Raw genomic sequence first — 17,933 nt, 5'->3', positions numbered from 1 at the left:
AGCCATGCTCGACTCTACAAAGTGTCAGCGCCGCCCTTCCACCGCCATGCGCACCGCCAGCCCGGCCAGTACCGTGCCCATCAGCCAGCGCTGCACCACCTGCCAGGTCGGGCGCGCGGCCAGGAAGCCGGCGATGCTGCCAGCGGTCAGCGCGATGATGCCGTTCACGGTCACACTCACCGCGATCTGGGTGGAACCCAGTACGATCGACTGCATCAGCACGCTGCCTTCGCCGTCCGGATGCAGGAACTGCGGCAGCAGTGACAGGTACATCACCGCCACTTTCGGGTTCAGCAGATTGGTCAGGAAGCCCATCGTGAACAGTTTGCGCGGGCTGTCCTGCGGCAGGTCACGCACCGCGAACGGCGAACGGCCGCCGGGCTTCAGTGCCTGCCAGGCCAGGTACAGCAGGTACAGCGCGCCACCGATGCGCAGCGCGTCGTAGGCAAACGGTACGGTCATCAGCAGGGCGGTGATGCCCAGCGCCGCACACAGCATGTAGAACACGAAGCCCAGCGCCACCCCGCCCAGCGAGATCAGCCCCGCGACCGGCCCTTGGCAGATCGAGCGCGAGATGACGTAGATCATGTTCGGCCCGGGCGTGAGCACCATCGCCAGCGAAACCAGCGCAAAGGCCAGAAGGTCGGAAGGTGCGGGCATGGGCGGTCCAGGCTGTGGGCGTGGCGCAGTGTAGCGCCGCCTGCACGGGGCCTGGCTTAAAATTGCCGGACCCCACACCGAAGCACCCCCATGACCCCGATCCCCGAGACCGTGCCGCCCACCGAAGTGCGCATGGCCGAAATCGTCTTCCCCAACCACACCAACCACCTGGGCACCCTGTTCGGTGGCCAGGCGCTGGCATGGATGGACAAGGCCGCCTTCCTGGCCGCCGCCCGCTATTCGCGCCGCACCGTGGTGACCGCGCGCAGCGACCAGGTCGACTTCAAGCTGCCGATCCGCATCGGCCAGATGGTGGAAACCATCGGCCGCATCGTCGAAGTCGGCCGCAGCTCGATGAAGGTCGAGGTCGAACTGGTCGCCGAAGACCTGCACAGCGGCGAGCGCAAGCTGTGCACCCGCGGCCACTTCGTGATGATCGCGCTGGACGAGGAAGGCCACCCGATCGCGGTGCCGCCGCTGCCGGCGGCCTGAGCCCGTCGGCTGAACCGGCGCTTGCAGGGGCGCTTGCGCGCCCCCATGTGGCAGCCATGACCCCGCTGCTGACCGACTTCATCGACCGCGCCCAGCGCCTGTTCGTGCTGACCGGCGCCGGTTGCAGCACCGCCTCGGGCATTCCCGATTACCGGGATACCGACGGCCAGTGGAAACGCACGCCGCCGGTGACCTACCAGGCCTTCATGGGCGAGGCGGCCACCCGCCAGCGCTACTGGGCGCGCAGCCTGCTCGGCTGGCCACGCTTCGGCCTGGCCCGGCCCAACGGCACCCACCAGGCGCTGGCCGCGCTGGAACGCCGCGGCACGCTGCAGGTCCTGCTGACCCAGAACGTGGACGGCCTGCACCAGCGTGCCGGCAGCCACAATGTGATCGACCTGCATGGCCGCCTGGATCGGGTGCGCTGCATGGGCTGCGAGCGCCGCAGCGGCCGCGAGGAGTTCCAGCAGCGGCTGCTGGACGCCAATCCCGGCTGGGATGCGCTGGAGGCCGGTATCGCCCCCGATGGCGATGCCGACCTGGAGACCGATTTCTCCACGTTCGTGGTGCCCGATTGCGCCTGCTGCGGCGGCCTGTTGAAGCCGGATGTGGTGTTCTTCGGCGAAAACGTGCCGCGCGAACGCGTGGCCGCGGTGCACGATCACCTGCAGCAGGCCGACGCCGTGCTGGTGGTGGGCTCGTCGCTGATGGTCTATTCCGGCTTCCGCTTCGTGCAGGCCGCGGCCAGGGCAGGGTTGCCGGTGGCGGCATTGAACCGTGGCCGCACCCGCGCCGACGACCTGCTGCAGTTCAAGGACGAGCGGGATTGCGCTGAAGCGCTGGCTGGATGGGCTTCGTGTTGAGCCGAGCCCACGCCCGGCTGAAGTAGATCGCACGAAACAGCGATCCATCCAGGCGGTTGATCCGGGAGCCGCGCAGCGGTGCAATACGCACCCTCCATCCGCCTGTCCCCCGCATCGCCGTGACCCAGCTGTTTTCGCCGATCTCGTTCGGCCCCCTGACCCTGTCCAACCGCATCGTGATCGCGCCGATGTGCCAGTACTCCGCCGAAGACGGCCGCGCCAGCGACTGGCACGCCATGCACCTGGGCAACCTGGCGCAGTCCGGCGCCGGCCTGCTGATCCTGGAAGCCACCGCGGTCGAACCGCGCGGCCGCATCAGCTGGGCCGACCTGGGCCTGTGGGACGACGGTACCGAGGCCGCGCTGGCGCAGGTGCTGACCAGCGTCCGCCGCTGGTCGCCGATGCCGCTGGGCATCCAGCTGGGCCATGCCGGCCGCAAGGCCTCGGTGAACCGTCCGTGGGACGGCGGTGGCCAGCTGCCGGCCGACGATGCGCGTGGCTGGGCCACCGTGGCGCCGTCGCCGCTGCCGTTCCATGCGGCAGACCCGGCACCGCAGGAACTGGACGAGGCCGGCATTGCCGAGGTCATCGCCGCCTTCGCCGCCAGTGCGGTGCGTGCCGAGCGCCTGGGCTTCGAGCTGATCGAGCTGCATGCCGCGCACGGTTACCTGCTGCACCAGTTCCTGTCGCCGCTGAGCAACCGCCGCACCGACGGCTACGGTGGCTCGCTGCCGAACCGCTTGCGCCTGCTGGTGGAGGTGTTCGATGCGGTGCGTGCGGCGGTGTCCGACAAGGTCGCCGTGGGCGTGCGCATTTCCGCCAGCGACTGGGTCGAGGGTGGCTGGGACCTGGTGCAGAGCGAGGCGCTGGCACAGGTGCTGGACGCGCGCGGCTGCAATTTCCTGCATGTCTCCAGCGGCGGCCTGGACGAGCGCCAGAAGATCACCGTCGGCCCCGGTTACCAGGTGCCGTTCGCCGCGGCGATCAAGGCCAAGGTGCGCATGCCGGTGATCGCGGTGGGCATGATCACCGAACCGGAACAGGCCGAGTCGATTCTGCGCCACCGCCACGCCGATGCCGTGGCCCTGGCGCGCGGCATCCTCTACGACCCGCGTTGGCCGTGGCACGCTGCCGCAGCATTGCGCGACAGCGTGGACGCTGCGCCCCAGTACCTGCGCTGTGAGCCACGCGATGCGCGCGGCGTGTTCAAGGCGCGCTGACGCAATCTGCGAGCGCATTGTGACGCTTCAGGATGCAGGGGATCTACGCGGCGGCGAGTTGCGGCATAGCCTGTCGCAACGAACTAGGAATGATTGCGGATACCACTTTATGTGAATGACACCTCATTGCGCTGGGTGCGGACATTGCAACGTTGAGCTGCACACACGGTTGTGCAGCCAATGGAGAAACGCAATGAAACCCATGATGCTGGTTGTTCTGCTCTCGGCTTTCTCACTGCCTCTATCAATGCCTGCCGTCGCAGGTGATGACGTGGCGAGTGTCACCGGGGCGGAGAATGTCTCGCTCATGCACGCCCCTGTGAACTCGCGGGGGCGGCTTGATCTTCACATGATCGAGCTCTCTCCCGAATCCCCACTGATGTTGCTTTCACCCCTTGCGCGCAAGCAGTTTGTCGATTCGCTGGTGTTTGGAGATCGGGGACTGGCCAGCTTCAGCTACGAGCCCATCGTCTCCGAACTGAGTGCAGGTGAAGCCTATCGGCTCCTGTCACTCTTCGGGGCACAGCGCGCAATTGTGCACATCCCGGGATTGCGGCAGGAGTCGGAAGCGGATCATGTGGTCGTGCAGTCGGCCAATCCAAACCCGGTATTCGAAGATTATCCGGGCTACGCCTGTTCAGGGCGTGCGACCTGTTCAACCTCCATGAGCAGCATCTGCATGTCGAGTTGCTGATCGCATGATTGGTCGCATGCTGCTTTGGTGTTTGCTGCTGCCCACAAGTACGTGGGCAGCAACTCCAGTAGACGCTCAACTGCGTGAAATGGACCGGGAGATGTTGGCCGCTGGCGCTTCAGACCGAGTCGAGAAGCTGGTGGATGGCTATTCGTCATGGGAGTCTTCCAGATCATCAGGGGATGGTTGCGGCAGTTTGAGCAATCTGGATCTTGAGGCCGCGTTCCGCGCCAGCTTCTACATCTCAATGTACGTTGGAGACGAGAAATGGCTTGGCAAGGTCCGATGCATTCATGCAGAACTGGGGCGGAGAGGTATTGCCACAGAGACAACGCACCGGAAAATGCACGCGGTTCTGGTGCAGGTTCGACATTTTGCTGAGGCCAATGCGCTGCGTGAGATGGCGTCATTGCGTGTAGATGAACTTCCCGAGATAGAGCGGAACGCGCCTGGCCAGCAGGGCGTTCTCCACCCTCTTGCGAGTGGAAAGCTGGAATGGCGGGGGTGGACGTACAGGGAGGGATTGGAGGTGGTCGCCTATGTCAGTCCGGCATGCGCTCCCTCGCGACGCGCGATGCACGTGATCATGAACGAACCAGAATGGACATGGATTCGATCCAGCGTGCGCTTTGTCGTGCGTCGATCTCCTGCATGGCCGCAGCCGGGTGTCAGCGAGTGGAACAGAAGCAATCCCTCTCATCCCATGTTGCTCCAAGCGGGGCCCGCGGGCTGGAAAGAACTGGATGTCCATGAAACTCCGGTATTCCATGTTTTCAGGAATGGGCAGCGCCTGCGCACCCTGACAGGATGGGCAGAGGCCAGTGCTCACCTGATGAGCCTGAAGGAGAGTTTCTGACCGCGAAGGCCCTCCGCTCTTCCCCGTCACACCCGCCAGGCCGGCGCGATGCCAGCCTGCAGATGCTCGAACAGCGCGCGGATCTTGGCGGTGAAGTCGCGGCGGTCGCTGACGCAGAAATAGACCTCCATCGGCTCCGGGCGCCACGCCGTGTCGGCGCCGAACACCGGCGTCAGGCGGCCATCGCGCAGGTACGGCTCGGCCACGAACGCGGCCAGCCGGGTGATGCCGGCACCGGCCGCCGCCAGCGACGCCAGCGCATCGATGTCATCGCAGACCATGCTCGGCGGCAGCGCGGCGTCCACGCGCTGGCCCTCCTTCAGCAGGCCCCAGCGCAGCGGCCGGCCATCGGTGGGGAAGCGGTGCAGCAGCCCGCGATGGCTGCCCAGTTCCGAGGGTTCCTGCGGCGTGCCATGGGCCTTCAGGTAGGTTGGCGAGGCACAGAACACGAACGGCACGCGCGCCAGCTGCCGCGCGACCACGCCATCCTCCAGCTGCGCCCCGATGCGGATGCTGGCATCCACCGCTTCCGGGCCATGCTGCACGGCGCGGTCGGTCAGGCGCAGCTCCAGCTGCAGTTGCGGATAGCGTTTCTGCAGTGAAGGCAGCAAGGGGGCAAGCACGTGGCGACCGAAGGCGCTGCTGCTGGCGATGCGCAGCGGCCCGGCCGGCTCGATGTCACCGGCAGTGACCATCGCCTGCGCACGCGCCAGGTCGGCTTCGATGTGGCGCACCTGCGCCAGGTACAGCGCGCCGGCCTCGCTGAGGGCCAGCTGGCGCGTACTTCGGTTCAGCAGCCGTACGCCCAGATGCGCTTCCAGCCGGTTGATGTTCTGGCCGACTGCGGTGGCGCTGATGCCAAGGATGCGGGCCGCGGCGGCAATGCTGCCGGTCTCTGCGGTGCGGGTGAAGCTGCGGATCAGTTGCAACAGGTTCATGACCGACCAGCTTGCCACGGGGAGTCCCAAGTATCGCTTGGGACTGAACCAAGCAGGTCGGTTGCATCGGTGACCATCGATCCATCGGGCAGGGCGCTGCCCTACACTCGGGCGATGCGCCCCGATTCCATCCTCACCCTGTCCTGCCCCGACCGTACCGGCATCGTCTATCGCGTGTCCGGCCTGCTGTTCGACCGCGGCTGCAACATCCTCGACGCCCAGCAGTTCGGCGACGAGGAAAGCGGTCGCTTCTTCCTGCGCGTGCATTTCGACCGTGACGCCGGCCTGCCGCTGGAGACTGTGCATGCCGCCATGGCCACGCTTGCCGAAGGCTTCGGCATGGACTGGCAGCTGCATGATGGCCGCCGTCGCGCACGCCTTCTGGTGTTGGTCAGCAAGCAGGGGCACTGCCTCAACGATCTGCTGTTCCGTGCCCACAGCGGGCAGCTGAAGGTCGACATCGCGGCAGTGGCGTCCAACCACGCCGACTTCGCGCCATTGGCCGCGTCCTACCAGGTACCGTTCCACCACCTGCCGGTGACCGCCGATACGCGTGCGGTGCAGGAACAACAGATCATCGACCTGGTCGAGCGCGAGCGCATCGATCTGGTGGTACTGGCGCGTTACATGCAGATCCTGTCACCCACGCTGTGCCGCGCGCTGGCCGGCCGTGCGATCAACATCCACCACAGCTTCCTGCCCAGCTTCAAGGGCGCGCAGCCGTACCACCAGGCGCACGCGCGCGGGGTCAAGATCATCGGCGCCACCGCGCATTACGTTACCGAGGATCTGGACGAAGGCCCGATCATCGAACAGGACGTGGCCCGCGTGGACCACGCGATGGCACCGCGCGAGCTGGTGCGGCTGGGCAGCGATACCGAATCGCTGGTGCTGGCACGCGCGGTTCGCCGCCATGTGGAGCACCGCATCCTGCTCAACGGGCACCGAACGGTGGTGTTCCGGTAATCGCCCATCCCGCGTCCGCCGGGCATGGCCCGGCGCTACCACGGGTGCTATCCGGTAGTGCCGGCCGCTGGCCGGCAACTGCAGAGATCCCGAGGTTGCCGGCCAGTGGCCGGCACTACCGAATCCTGATTTCATCCAATGAAAAGCCCCCGGTTCGGCCGTCCCGCGATCTGTAGGGGGCGTAGTTTGGGGGCTGGATGAATCGATTGTGTTGTCGTGGGCAGGAGCGCGCAAGCGGCATAAGCGACGTGCGCGGTAGCGCCGGGCCATGCCCGGCGGTCACGCCTCAGGCGATCGCGATCCCCGCCTTGCCCAGCGCTTCGCGCACCATCGCGTCGTTGGCTTCGGTCACCGGCCGGGTCAGGTCCCACAGGAACTTCACCCGGAAGCCGGACTTCACCGCGTCCTGCGCGCTCCACAGCACGCAGTAGTCACGGGCCAGGCCGCACACGTGCACTTCGCGGATGCGCCGCTCGTGCAGCCAGCCGGCCAGGCCGGTGGCCGGGCGCTCGCCATCGGGGCCGTGGTTCTCGCGGAAGGCGCTGTACGAATCCACCTGTTGGCGCGTGCCCTTGCGCAGGATCACGTCGGCCACCGTCCAGTCCACGCCCGGGTGCAGCGCGGCACCGGCGCTGCCCTGCACGCAGTGGTCGGGCCACAAGGTCTGTGGCTGTGCATGCAGCAGGATGGTCTCAAACGGGCGCTGGCCAGGGTGCTGGCTGGCAAACGAGGCATGGTCGGCCGGGTGCCAGTCCTGGGTCGCCACCACGGTGCGGTAGCGACGCTGTGCCAGCAGGTCGGCAATCGGTGCCACCAGCGCATCGCCCTGGTCGCAGGCCAGCGCACCGCCGGGCATGAAGTCCGGCTGCAGGTCGATCACCAGCAGGGCGACATCGGCGGGCAGGGCGGTCATGGCAGGTCCGGTACAACAGAAGGGGCGACCAGCGTGGCCGCCCCATGCCTGCACGTCAATCGCCCTGCGGCGCCTCAGCGTCCTGCCCGTAGTACAGCAGGCCGATCTTGATCCGTTCGCGCCCGTTCTCGCGGCGGTGGCGGTTGGCATCGCGCAGCGAGTACACGCAGCCGCAGTATTCCTGCTGGTAGAACTGCTCGCGCTTGCTGATCTCGATCATGCGGCTGGCACCGCCGCCCTTGCGCCAGTTGTAGTCCCAGTACTGCAGGCCTTCATAGCGCGACGCGGCGCGAATGCCGCAGTCGTTGATCTGCGCCATGTTCTTCCAGCGCGAGATGCCCAGCGACGAACTGATGGTGTCGTAACCGTGCTCGTGCGCGTACAGCGCGGTGCGTTCGAAGCGCATGTCGAAGCACATCGTGCAGCGGATGCCGCGCTCGGGCTCGTTCTCCATGCCGCGCGCACGGCTGAACCAGTTGTCGGTGTCGTAGTCGCAGTCGATGAACGGGATGTCGTGCTGTTCGGCGAAGCGGATGTTCTCCTGCTTGCGCAGCTCGTATTCCTTCACCGGATGGATGTTGGGGTTGTAGAAGAAGATCGCGTAGTCGATCCCGGAGGCGGTGATCGCCTCCATCACTTCGCCGGAACAGGGCGCGCAGCACGAATGCAGCAGCAGGCGCTTGCCGTCGGCGGGCAGGGTCAGGGTGGGGCGTTGGAGCTCGGTCATCGTCAGGTACCGCATGGACCGCCGGCAACGGCGGTGGCCCATGCATCAGCGCGTGGGTGAACGGGTCTGGCTGGATACCGTGAACAGGACGCGCGCGGCCACACCGCCTGCGCGCGCAGGACGACGGCGGCCCCGGCAACCTCCCCGCGGAGATTCCAGGTCGAGTCAGGGGACGGTCGTGTCCCCCGGCCGGGGCCGGTATTCGGGCTGATGGACACGGGCCGCAGCCCACCTACTACCCGCCGCTTCCCAGGCGTGAGCCCAGTGCTGTTGGCAGGATTCGTTTCCATTCACCGCTGCGGGGCAGCTCCGGAATGGGCGCGCGAAGCGCCTTCACCGGATTCCCGTTTAAATCCCTGCCGCGATGACAACTACGGCAGGGATACCTTCGGCGTGCCCACGGTGGACGCGTTGCTGGCCAGGGTCAAGGGGCATCGGGGTCAGAGCCCGTTGCGCTGCAACGGGATCCGACCCCAGCGGAAGGAAGGGGTCGGATCCCGCTGCCACGCAGCGGGCTCTGACCCCGGTCGGGATGCACCTTCAATGCCCCGCCGCCGCCCGCGCGCGGATCTCATCCAGCCGCTGGTCGTGCAGCAACCGGCCGTTCTCCCACACGGTCACCATCGCGTCCTCGAAGCCGGTTGGCAGCGTGTCGTCACCGCTGGAAGGCAATGCCACCGTGTGCAGGCTGCCGTCATCCAGGCGCCGCAGCAGGCGCATGCGGCCGCGCTTGCTGGTCTTGCCGGCGTCGGTGATCGGGTCCTTGTAGACATCGATCCACTCGCCGTCCACCCGTGCGGCCGAACACTTCAGCGCGAACTTCTGGGTATCGCGGTCCAGCCGCTGCAGCAGCGCACCGCCCATGCCGAAGGCCACGTTGTCGGCGGCGTAGCCGTCGTCGGTGATGCGCTGCAGGATCGCTCGGATCGTGTCCGGGTTGATGCCATCGCCCTGGATCACCCGCACGTGGTTGAGCACGCGGTAGCCCTTGCTGTTGAGGGTGTGGCCGAAGGCTTCATCCAGCCGGCGCAGGCTTTCGGCCACCACCTCCACCGGGTCACCCGAATCGGGGCGGATGACCAGGGTCGCGCCCGAGGCAATCACTTCATCGCGCAGGGTGGTGCCCCAGTGCTCGCTGATCGCGCGGTAGATGTCGTAGCTGTCCGACACCACCGCTACGATCGCACCGGGCTTGCCGAACTGGCGCAGCATGTTGCGGTAGGCGTCCACCTCGCGCTCGCGGCCCCAGCTGGTGATGGTGCTGTGCTCGGCGGCGGGAATCGAATGGCCGGCCATCGGCGCGTGATAGTGCGCGCGCGCCAGGCACAGGGCCGAGACGGTATCGGTGCCGAGGAAGTTGACCAGGTGCGCGGCACCGCCCAGCGCGGCCGATTCCAGGCTCGAGACGCCGCGCGCGCCGAAGTCGTGCAGTTTGAACGGCAGCTGCCCCTGCGGGTCGTCGCTGGTCTGCTGCAGGAACGCGGCAATGGTCTGCCGTGCATGCCAGCTGATGGTGGCCACGGTGACCGGGTACCACACGCGCAGCAGCAGCGTTTCCAGGTACGAGGGCACCCAGAACGCGGCCGGATCGGTCGATTCAATGGTCATCAGTGCCTGGTGGGTGGGCACCACGCTGCCCTCCGGCACGGCGCGGATGCGCACCGGCAGGTGGCCGCCAAGCCGGTCGACGATATCGCGCCAGCCGGCCTCGTTGAACGGTTCGCCATGGGCGGCGAATACCGCAGCAGCGTCGTCGATGTCGGCGTGGGTGACCGGCCGTGCCAGGGCGTCCTTGAGGATCGCCTGCAGGCCGAAGAACACCGTGCGATCGTGCAGGCCGCCACGTGATTCCACGTAGAAGAACGTGGCATCGGTACCCGGCGGGTACTGCAGCCAATGGCTGGCCTTGTAGCTGTCGGTGTTGAGGAGAAGATTATCGAGGTAGTGCATGACGGAAGCTCCTTCGCGTCGAGTGACACCGGCGGTCTATCCGCCAGTGGGAAGCCGGGCCGGTCAGCCGCGGCCGAGGAAATACTCCAGGATGTGCAGGTGGTCTTCGAACAGCTGCGGGCCCATGTCCAGTGCTTCACTCACCGGTATCCAGCGCGCCTTGTCGGCATCGTCGCCGCCGCGCACCGGCGGCAGGTCACCGGCCGGAAACTCGAAGTGGAAGCCGTGGGTGATGGTGCGACCACGCTGGCTGCGGTCGGGGTGGTCGAACACCTGCTGGCCCTTCAACGACCCCTTCAACACCGGTAGCGGAATCTTCAGCCGGGTTTCCTCGCGCAGTTCGCGCAGGCAGCTGTCGAGCAGGCTCTGCTCCTGGCCGACGAAGCCGCCGGGCAGCGCCCACAGCCCCTTGCCGGGTTCCGAACGGCGCCGCACCAGCAGCACGTGGCCCGAATGCACGACCACCGCATCGGTGGTGACGAAGGTGGGCGCGTACGGCGCATCCTTCCAGGCGGCCTTGTACTGTTCGATGAAGCGGTACTCGGCCACCAGCTGGCCATAGGCAGGCGCGCTTTTGCGGAACGCTTCGAGCATGTCGTACACCGGCGCCGGCACATTGCCACGCAGCATCAGCAGCGCACCGTGGAAGTCGACGTCGCCGGCCTCGAACAGGTAGCGCCGCAGCTCGGTGGCCGACAGGGTGGCGGTGTGCTGCACGTCCACCAGCGGCCATTGTGGGAATTCCCGCAGATAGTAGCTGGAGGCATCCTTGTCCATGCCGATCAGGCCCACCTTGGCATCGGCAGCGGCGCCATCGTTGCGCAGGGCTTCGGCCACCTGGCGTTGTACGTTGGCAATCCACTGCGCTTCGTTGTACAGGTGGTCGCGCAGGGGCCGGATCAGCAGGCGGTCGGTGTGGCCATCGAGGGCAGCCTGGATCATCACGGCGCGTTCGGCCACGGTCCAGGGATTGCGGAGGCTGCGGGGGGTATCGGCAGAGCCGACCAGGAAGATCAGCTTGCGGGCCCGGCTCAGGGCCAGGCGGGCAACGGCGGCGTGGCCGTTGTGGAAGGGCTCGAATCGCCCGATGAAGACGAGATAGTCGAATTCCATGAGAATCCCTCATGTCGTTGTGGCAGCCGCGGGTCTGTCCCTTGGCTTGCTGCAGATGCTACGCCGATGGCGGGGCGGGTCAAGCCTGCAGGCATGCCTTCCGCTGAACACCGAAGATTCCTGCCGGGACTGCGCTGCTGTTCTCAGGCCCTGAGAAGCCTCTGCGCCATACTGGCACCCACGCGGCGGACGGCATGCTCGGGGGCAAGACAGTGGCGGACAAGTACTGCGATCTGGTCATGAAAGGCGGCATCACCAGCGGCATCGTGTACCCCAATGCGGTATTGGCGCTGGCGCGCGAGTATCGCTTCAAGAGCATCGGCGGCACTTCGGCGGGCGCCATCGCCGCAGCCGTGGCGGCCGCGGCGGCATGCGGTGATCGCCGGCAGCAGGCGGGCGAACATCTGCCCGGCGATGCCGGCTACGGCGGGTTGTCGGCGGTGTCGGCGCAGCTGTCGCGGCGCGGCTTCATCTACAGCCTGTTCCAGCCGGCACGGGGCGCGCGCGCGGCCTACCGGCTGCTGGTGGTGCTGACCGGCAATGCCGGCCTGCCGCACAAACTGCTGTGCCTGGCCGTCGCGGTATTCGAGATCGCGCCGCTGGAAGTGCTGGTGTCGCTGGCGCTGCTGCTCGGCCTCGGCTGGTGGGGCGGTGGCTGGAGCGGCGTGGCCGCCACGCTGCTGCCCTCACTGCTGTGTGCGTACGGTGCGGGTGTGGCCGGTGCCGCGCTGCGTGTGGCACGGGTGGCGCGGCGCAACTTGCTGGGCCTGTGCAGCGGCCTCGGCCGCGATGCACGCACGCCGGCATTGACCGAGTGGCTGCATGAATGCCTGCAGCAGCTGTCCGGCAAGCCGCTGGATGCACCGCTCACCTTCGCCGACCTGCACGACGCGCCGCGCTACGCCGGTGAGCCGGACAGCCCGCATGCGATCAGCCTGCAGATGATCACCACCTGCGTGTCGCACAACGAGCCGCGCACGCTGCCGCTGGGCGGCGCGCAGTTCTGGTTCCTGCGCGAGGAGTTCGAGCAGCTGTTCCCCGCCAGCGTGGTGCAGTGGCTGGTGAAGCAGGCCGGCCCGCCGCTGGAGGTGGAAGGACGGCAGTACTACCACCTGCCACAGGGCCCGAAGCTGCCGGTGCTGGTGGCCACGCGCATGAGCCTGAGCTTCCCGCTGCTGATCAGCGCGGTGCCGCTGCATGAGCCCTCGCGCCGCGAACGCCGCTGTGAACCGACCGCGCCTGCGGCCGACCAGGAGCACAACGTGGCCGACAGCATGGAAGGGCTGACCAGTGCCGGCCAGACCTGTGGCCCGGTGATCACCGCGTTCCGCATCTGCTGGTTCTCCGATGGTGGCATCAGCAGCAACTTCCCGATCCACCTGTTCGACGCCGCCCTGCCGCGCTGGCCGACGTTCGCCATCAATCTGGTCTACCCGCAGCATGCCGAAGATGTGAGCCACGGCAGCAGTGGCCGCCAGGCGCTGGAACATGCCGTGTTCCTGCCCACCGAAAACCGCCACGGCTGGCAGCGCACCTACCAGTCGATCGCCACGCCGTTGGCCGCTGCGGAGCTGGGCCGCTTCCTGTTCGCGGTGGTGGCGACCATGCAGAACTGGCGCGACCTGCTGCAGGCGCGTGCGCCGGGCTACCGCGACCGTATCGTGCACGTCAGCCTGCAGGGCGACGAAGGCGGCATGAACCTGGACATGCCGCAGGAGGTGCTGACCCGCATCGCCGACAAGGGCAGCCTGGCCGGTGCGCGCTTCTGTTCGTTCTCGTTCGAGAACCACTACTGGATCCGCTGGCGCAACCTGGCCTCGGCCTACCAGCGTTACACGCTGGAAGTGGCGCGCACCGATGACCCGGCACAGCAGGTGCTGGCTTATCGCGCGGCATACGCGATGGTTGCCCGCGGTGAACCGACGCCACCGTCATACAAGCTGGGTTCGGAAGACAAGCGGTTGGCCTCGCAGCAGCTGTGGGGCTTGATGGTCGAGCAGGGACGCACCTGGGAGGACCTCGGCCCCGACCTCACCGACGGTGCACCGCGCCCGTTGCCGCAGATGAAGGTGACGCCGATCTACTGAGCCGGTCCTCGGTAGATCCACGCCATGCATGGATGCATCTCGAATGGGGGTCAGATCCGTTTTCCGCAGGAAAACGGATCCGACCCCCTGCGGTGCCTCATCGCCACGGCGCCACCACCGCATCACCCTGCAATGGCGCATACAAGGGCAATGCCAGCTCCTGCTTCACCCAGCCCGGATTGAGCGCACGCAGGCCGGCCAGGTATTCGCGGGCCAGCGCGATATCACCTTGCCGCATGGCCAGGCGCGCAGCGCGCGCCCAGGTGCGGTCCCAGCCATGGGCCAGTGACAACGAGGTCGCCAGCGCAGTGCGCGCACCTGCCACATCGCCGTTCTCCCAACGCTGCTCGGCCTGGATGATCGCCTCGTTGGACAGGCGCATGTCGTACAGCTCGCGCAGCCTCGCGACCGCGCGTGGGTCGGCGTCCACGCGCAGGTCGGTGTCCTGCCAGTCGCCTCCTGGCGTGCGCACCAGTAGCGCCGCCGACCACTGCCCGCTGCGCTGGCCTCCCGCGTCTTGGCCAGCTTCCAGCGCCGCCAGCAGGCGCGCCGCCAATTCACCGTGTGTTGCGGCGAAGGCGCGCTGCATCGAGGCCAGCACCTGCGGCCCAGCCAGGCCATTGCCCTGCACGCTCAGCATGCCTTCGCCCTGCGCACCTGCCCAATCCGCCTGCTGCGCGGTAGCGCCGGTGTACTGCGCATTGCCGCCGCGCGCGCTGACCAGCCCCACCTGGCGCTCGGCAAGCGTGGTGCCATCGAAGTTGCCGTCTTCATCGAGCAGCTGCTTCAGCACCTGGGCAGGCGTGCGGCCTTTGGCCATCAACTCCAGACCCTTCGACCCATAGGTCGGGTTGGTCTCGAACTGGCTGGCGACCGCGCCCACCTTCGCCTGTGCCCACGGCACACCCACGCCCCCGACCGCCAGGTTGTGCGTGCCCACCGCCACCCCGCAGTCGCCGGCCTCGTTGCAGGCGGCAATGGAGAACGTCGCCCACGCCGGCGCAGCGCAGGCAGCGAGCAGCAGGACCAGGCAGGAACGCAGCAGGAACATGGCCAACTCCGTGGGCAGGCATTGCAATGGGATGCAGCCTACGCACGAAAGGTTTAGTAGATCCACGCCATGCGTGGATGGAATCCCATCGAAATCGAATATTTCGAACCTTCATCGAAGAACATCCACGCATGGCATGGATCTACCGTGTCGACCAAGGTCGACACCCACCAACAGCAGCGTGCCGACCAACGGTCAGCACCCACCAACAGCAGCGGGAAACTGTCGAAGGCGGGGTGGGTCCGGTTGCGGGGGCGTGAGCCGCATGGATGCGGCGACCGAGCTTACATGGACGTACTTGCAGCGTCCCCCGCAACCGGATCCACCCCGCCATCCCACGGAAAGCCCGCTGTTGCTTTTGCTGTTGCCTTGGATTGAAGCAGGTGCAGGGCGCAGCCCTGCCGAACCACCCCTACCGCCCCGGCAACTGCGCGAACGCACGCTGCATGCAGTCCTCGCGCGGGCACACCCGGCACCCCGGGCCGATCGATACCGAGTTGCCCGGGCTCTGCACATCCAGTCCCAGTGAATACACCAGCCGCTCGGCATGCTGCAGATCGCAGCCCAGTGCCACCGCGAAGGTCTTGCGCGGCTGGCCATGGCCCACCGGGCCACTGCTGACCTGCCGCGCCAGCCAGAAATGGCGGCGCCCATCGGGCATGCGCGCCGTCTGCGTAAGGATGCGGCCGGGCTGGTTGAACGCCTCGTAGACGATCCACAGCGGGCACGAACCGCCCACCTGCGAGAAATGGAAATCGGTGGCCGAATGGCGCTTGGACACATTGCCGGCGCGGTCAACGCGGATGAAGAAGAACGGCAGGCCAGGCGCACTGCGCCGTGCCAGCGTGCTCAGCCGATGGCAGACCGCTTCGAAGCCGACGCCGAACTGATGCGCCAGCAGTTCGATGTCGTAGCTGCTGGTTTCGGCCGCCCGCAGGAAGCGCATGTACGGCATCACCAACGCGCCGGCGAAATAGTTGGAGAGACCGATCCGCGCCTGCGCGATGCGTGCCTCATCGGTGAACCCGGCGCGCGCCACCACTGCATCGATCTGCGGCAGGTAGCCGTGAAGGGCCAGCTCGGCCGCCATCTGGAACGCCTGCTGGCCGGGCTCCAGGTAATCGGGCAGCCACAGCCGCCGCGCACCGGCATCGTATTGCCGCTTCTCGCGCCCGGCCTGAAGGGCGGCCACTTCCACCAGCACGCCATGGCGGTCGGCCAGCAGCTGGCGCAGCCGCGGCGCCACATGCCCGGGCGACAGCCCCCACTCGGCGAACAGCTGCTCGGCCAGCTCGTCCAGCTCGGGAATGTGGTTGTGCATGCGGTTGAAGAATTCGCGTACCTGGTCGCCGGCCGGCAGGGTGCTGCCGGCGCCGGGCTCGCCCAGCTGGAATTCCAGTGCGGCGGCATGCTCGCGCAGCGCCAGGTGGCGGCGATGCAGGTCCAGCAGGGCGCGGCTGACCTGCGGCAGGTTGCCGGCCAGCGCGCGCAGTTCGGTGGCGCTGACCTCGGCCAGGCCCAGATCGCGCAGGGTTTCACCCAGTGCTTCCTGCAGCGCGGCGGGCTCATCCTCGTCGAACAGTGCGGAAACATCGCCCAACACCTCGCCCAGCTTCTTCTGCACCGCCGGCGTGAGCGGGCGCTTGTTACGCTCGATCTGGTTCAGGTAACTGGCCGACAGCCCCAGCGCCCGTGCCAGATCCGCCTGGCTGTAGCCGCGCTGCTCGCGCAGCCGCAGCAGGCGCAGGCCAAGTTGTCGCTGGGGGGCTGAATAATTCACAAAATTAACATGAATCGTCTGGCGTGTTGGCCAGATTAAGCGGATTCAGCCCGGAAATCGAGGTGGGTGCTGTGAATAATGCCAAGCATCTTTCGCACCCTGTGGGATTGTCGTCATGACTGTTGCAGCGCCCCGTATCCGCATGCTGATCGATGGCCAGTTCGTTGAATCGGCCACCTCCCACTGGCAGGACGTGATCAATCCGGCCACCCAGGACGTGCTGGCCAAGGTGCCGTTCGCCACCACCGGCGAAGTGGACGCCGCCGTCGCCGCCGCCAAGGAAGCCTTCAAGACCTGGCGCAAGACCCCGATCGGCACCCGTGCGCGCATCTTCCTGAAGTACCAGCAGCTGATCCGCGAAAACATGAGCGAGCTGGCCCACATCCTCACCGCCGAACAGGGCAAGACCCTGCCCGACGCCGAAGGCGATGTGTTCCGTGGCCTGGAAGTGGTCGAGCATGCCGCCGCCATCGGCAACCTGCAGCTGGGCGAGCTGGCCAACAACGTGGCCAATGGCGTGGACACCTACACGATCATGCAGCCGCTGGGCGTGTGCGCCGGCATCACCCCGTTCAACTTCCCGGCGATGATCCCGCTGTGGATGTTCCCGATGGCGATTGCAACGGGCAATACCTTCATCCTCAAGCCGTCCGAGCAGGACCCGATGGTCACCATGCGCCTGGTCGAGCTTGCCCTGGAAGCAGGCATTCCGAAGGGCGTGCTGAACGTCGTCCACGGCGGCGAGGAAGTGGTCAACGCGATCTGCGACCATCCGGACATCAAGGCCGTGTCGTTCGTCGGTTCCACCCGCGTCGGCACCCACGTCTACAACCGTGCCTCGCTGGCCGGCAAGCGCGTGCAGTGCATGATGGGCGCCAAGAACCACGCCGTGGTGCTGCCGGACGCCAACAAGGAACAGACCCTCAACGCGATGGTCGGTGCCGCCTTCGGTGCCGCGGGCCAGCGCTGCATGGCCGCTTCCACCCTGGTGCTGGTCGGTGAAGCACGCAACTGGGTGCAGGACCTGGTCACCAAGGCCAAGACCCTGAAGGTTAGCGGTGGCACCGTGGCCGGCACCGACGTGGGCCCGGTCATCTCCTGCAGCGCCCGCGAGCGCGTGGAAGGCCTGATCGCCTCGGGCGTGGAGCAGGGCGCCAAGCTGGTGCTGGATGGCCGCAAGCCGCAGGTGGATGGCTTCGAGAAGGGCAACTTCGTCGGCCCGACCATCTTTGCCGGTGTCACCACCGACATGCGCATCTACCAGGAAGAAATCTTCGGGCCGGTTCTGGTCATCCTCGAAGCGGAGACGCTGGAAGAGGCCATCGCGATGGTCAACAGCAACCCGAACGGCAACGGCACCGCACTGTTCACCCAGTCCGGCGCCGCCGCGCGCAAGTTCCAGGAAGACATCGACGTCGGCCAGGTCGGCATCAACGTGCCGATCCCGGTGCCGGTGCCGCTGTTCTCGTTCACCGGTTCGCGCGCGTCCAAGCTGGGCGACCTGGGCCCGTACGGCAAGCAGGTGGTGCTGTTCTACACCCAGACCAAGACGGTCACCGCGCGCTGGTTCGATGACGAGACGCTCAGCCATGGCGTCAACACCACGATCAGCCTGAAGTAACG

The 17,933-nt window shown here is 66.9% G+C and carries 16 protein-coding genes and 1 riboswitch; of the genes, 8 read left to right on the top strand and 8 right to left on the bottom strand.

Translation table 11 applies throughout. The features are described from left to right. Nucleotides 1-24: 24 nt before the first annotated feature. The gene (locus tag ACXI0D_RS10960; protein ID WP_119007321.1) at nucleotides 25-660 is read right to left on the bottom strand and encodes a LysE family translocator; all 636 of its coding nucleotides are present in this window, start codon (nucleotides 658-660) and stop codon (nucleotides 25-27) included. Nucleotides 661-750: 90 nt separating this feature from the next. Between ACXI0D_RS10960 and ACXI0D_RS10955 the strand changes: the two genes are divergently transcribed. From ACXI0D_RS10955 to ACXI0D_RS10935, 5 genes are all read left to right on the top strand, one after another. Further along, nucleotides 751-1,152 carry an acyl-CoA thioesterase gene (locus tag ACXI0D_RS10955; protein ID WP_004153688.1) on the top strand — a complete coding sequence of 134 codons (402 nt, stop codon included), beginning with the start codon at nucleotides 751-753 and terminating at the stop codon, nucleotides 1,150-1,152. Nucleotides 1,153-1,208: 56 nt separating this feature from the next. Continuing rightward, the gene (locus ACXI0D_RS10950) at nucleotides 1,209-2,015 is read left to right on the top strand and encodes an NAD-dependent protein deacetylase (protein WP_101764731.1); all 807 of its coding nucleotides are present in this window, start codon (nucleotides 1,209-1,211) and stop codon (nucleotides 2,013-2,015) included. A 119-nt stretch (nucleotides 2,016-2,134) separates the two neighbouring features. Beyond that, nucleotides 2,135-3,235 carry an NADH:flavin oxidoreductase/NADH oxidase gene (locus ACXI0D_RS10945; protein ID WP_101764732.1) on the top strand — a complete coding sequence of 367 codons (1,101 nt, stop codon included), beginning with the start codon at nucleotides 2,135-2,137 and terminating at the stop codon, nucleotides 3,233-3,235. A gap of 193 nt (nucleotides 3,236-3,428) precedes the next feature. Next, on the top strand, nucleotides 3,429-3,929 hold the full coding sequence (locus ACXI0D_RS10940; RefSeq protein WP_101764733.1) for a hypothetical protein: 501 nt from the start codon (nucleotides 3,429-3,431) through the stop codon (nucleotides 3,927-3,929). Nucleotides 3,930-4,029: 100 nt separating this feature from the next. Continuing rightward, the gene (locus ACXI0D_RS10935) at nucleotides 4,030-4,785 is read left to right on the top strand and encodes a hypothetical protein (RefSeq protein ID WP_147416463.1); all 756 of its coding nucleotides are present in this window, start codon (nucleotides 4,030-4,032) and stop codon (nucleotides 4,783-4,785) included. Between the two features lie 26 nt (nucleotides 4,786-4,811). Here the strand turns inward: ACXI0D_RS10935 and ACXI0D_RS10930 are convergent, their stop codons facing one another. After that, a complete protein-coding gene (locus tag ACXI0D_RS10930; protein WP_101764734.1) occupies nucleotides 4,812-5,723 on the bottom strand; it encodes a LysR family transcriptional regulator in 912 nt (303 codons plus the stop codon). A gap of 114 nt (nucleotides 5,724-5,837) precedes the next feature. On the opposite strand from ACXI0D_RS10930, the gene purU reads away from it, so the two are divergent. Further along, on the top strand, nucleotides 5,838-6,689 hold the full coding sequence (purU, locus tag ACXI0D_RS10925) for a formyltetrahydrofolate deformylase (protein WP_101764735.1): 852 nt from the start codon (nucleotides 5,838-5,840) through the stop codon (nucleotides 6,687-6,689). Between the two features lie 286 nt (nucleotides 6,690-6,975). Here the strand turns inward: purU and pncA are convergent, their stop codons facing one another. The 4 genes from pncA to ACXI0D_RS10905 form a co-directional block, all read right to left on the bottom strand. After that, a complete protein-coding gene (pncA, locus tag ACXI0D_RS10920; RefSeq protein ID WP_101764736.1) occupies nucleotides 6,976-7,602 on the bottom strand; it encodes a bifunctional nicotinamidase/pyrazinamidase in 627 nt (208 codons plus the stop codon). A 55-nt stretch (nucleotides 7,603-7,657) separates the two neighbouring features. Further along, nucleotides 7,658-8,344, bottom strand: a complete 687-nt coding sequence (locus tag ACXI0D_RS10915) for an epoxyqueuosine reductase QueH (protein ID WP_014035611.1) — start codon at nucleotides 8,342-8,344, stop codon at nucleotides 7,658-7,660. 161 nt (nucleotides 8,345-8,505) lie between these two features. Continuing rightward, nucleotides 8,506-8,720: riboswitch (cobalamin riboswitch) on the bottom strand. 149 nt (nucleotides 8,721-8,869) lie between these two features. Further along, a complete protein-coding gene (locus tag ACXI0D_RS10910) occupies nucleotides 8,870-10,279 on the bottom strand; it encodes a nicotinate phosphoribosyltransferase (protein ID WP_101764738.1) in 1,410 nt (469 codons plus the stop codon). Nucleotides 10,280-10,342: 63 nt separating this feature from the next. Continuing rightward, complete coding sequence (locus ACXI0D_RS10905; protein WP_005411941.1) at nucleotides 10,343-11,392, bottom strand: bifunctional nicotinamide-nucleotide adenylyltransferase/Nudix hydroxylase; 1,050 nt, start codon at nucleotides 11,390-11,392, stop codon at nucleotides 10,343-10,345. A gap of 194 nt (nucleotides 11,393-11,586) precedes the next feature. Here ACXI0D_RS10905 and ACXI0D_RS10900 point away from each other — a divergent pair, with 194 nt between their 5' ends. After that, entirely contained in the window at nucleotides 11,587-13,479 is a 1,893-nt protein-coding gene (locus ACXI0D_RS10900; RefSeq protein ID WP_101764740.1) for a patatin-like phospholipase family protein, read from the top strand. A 97-nt stretch (nucleotides 13,480-13,576) separates the two neighbouring features. Here the strand turns inward: ACXI0D_RS10900 and ACXI0D_RS10895 are convergent, their stop codons facing one another. Further along, on the bottom strand, nucleotides 13,577-14,530 hold the full coding sequence (locus ACXI0D_RS10895) for a DUF1028 domain-containing protein (protein ID WP_119007320.1): 954 nt from the start codon (nucleotides 14,528-14,530) through the stop codon (nucleotides 13,577-13,579). A 412-nt stretch (nucleotides 14,531-14,942) separates the two neighbouring features. Continuing rightward, nucleotides 14,943-16,310: a helix-turn-helix domain-containing protein gene (locus ACXI0D_RS10890; RefSeq protein ID WP_032128200.1), complete on the bottom strand. Its 1,368-nt coding sequence runs from the start codon at nucleotides 16,308-16,310 to the stop codon at nucleotides 14,943-14,945. 115 nt (nucleotides 16,311-16,425) lie between these two features. On the opposite strand from ACXI0D_RS10890, the gene ACXI0D_RS10885 reads away from it, so the two are divergent. Then, on the top strand, nucleotides 16,426-17,931 hold the full coding sequence (locus ACXI0D_RS10885; RefSeq protein WP_049399840.1) for a CoA-acylating methylmalonate-semialdehyde dehydrogenase: 1,506 nt from the start codon (nucleotides 16,426-16,428) through the stop codon (nucleotides 17,929-17,931). Nucleotides 17,932-17,933: the final 2 nt, after the last annotated feature.

It is taken from the genome of Stenotrophomonas sp. C9D9 (genome assembly GCF_056491205.1).
The sequence above is the reverse complement of the archived record's forward strand: the minus strand, read 5'-3'. Positions and strand labels throughout refer to the sequence as shown.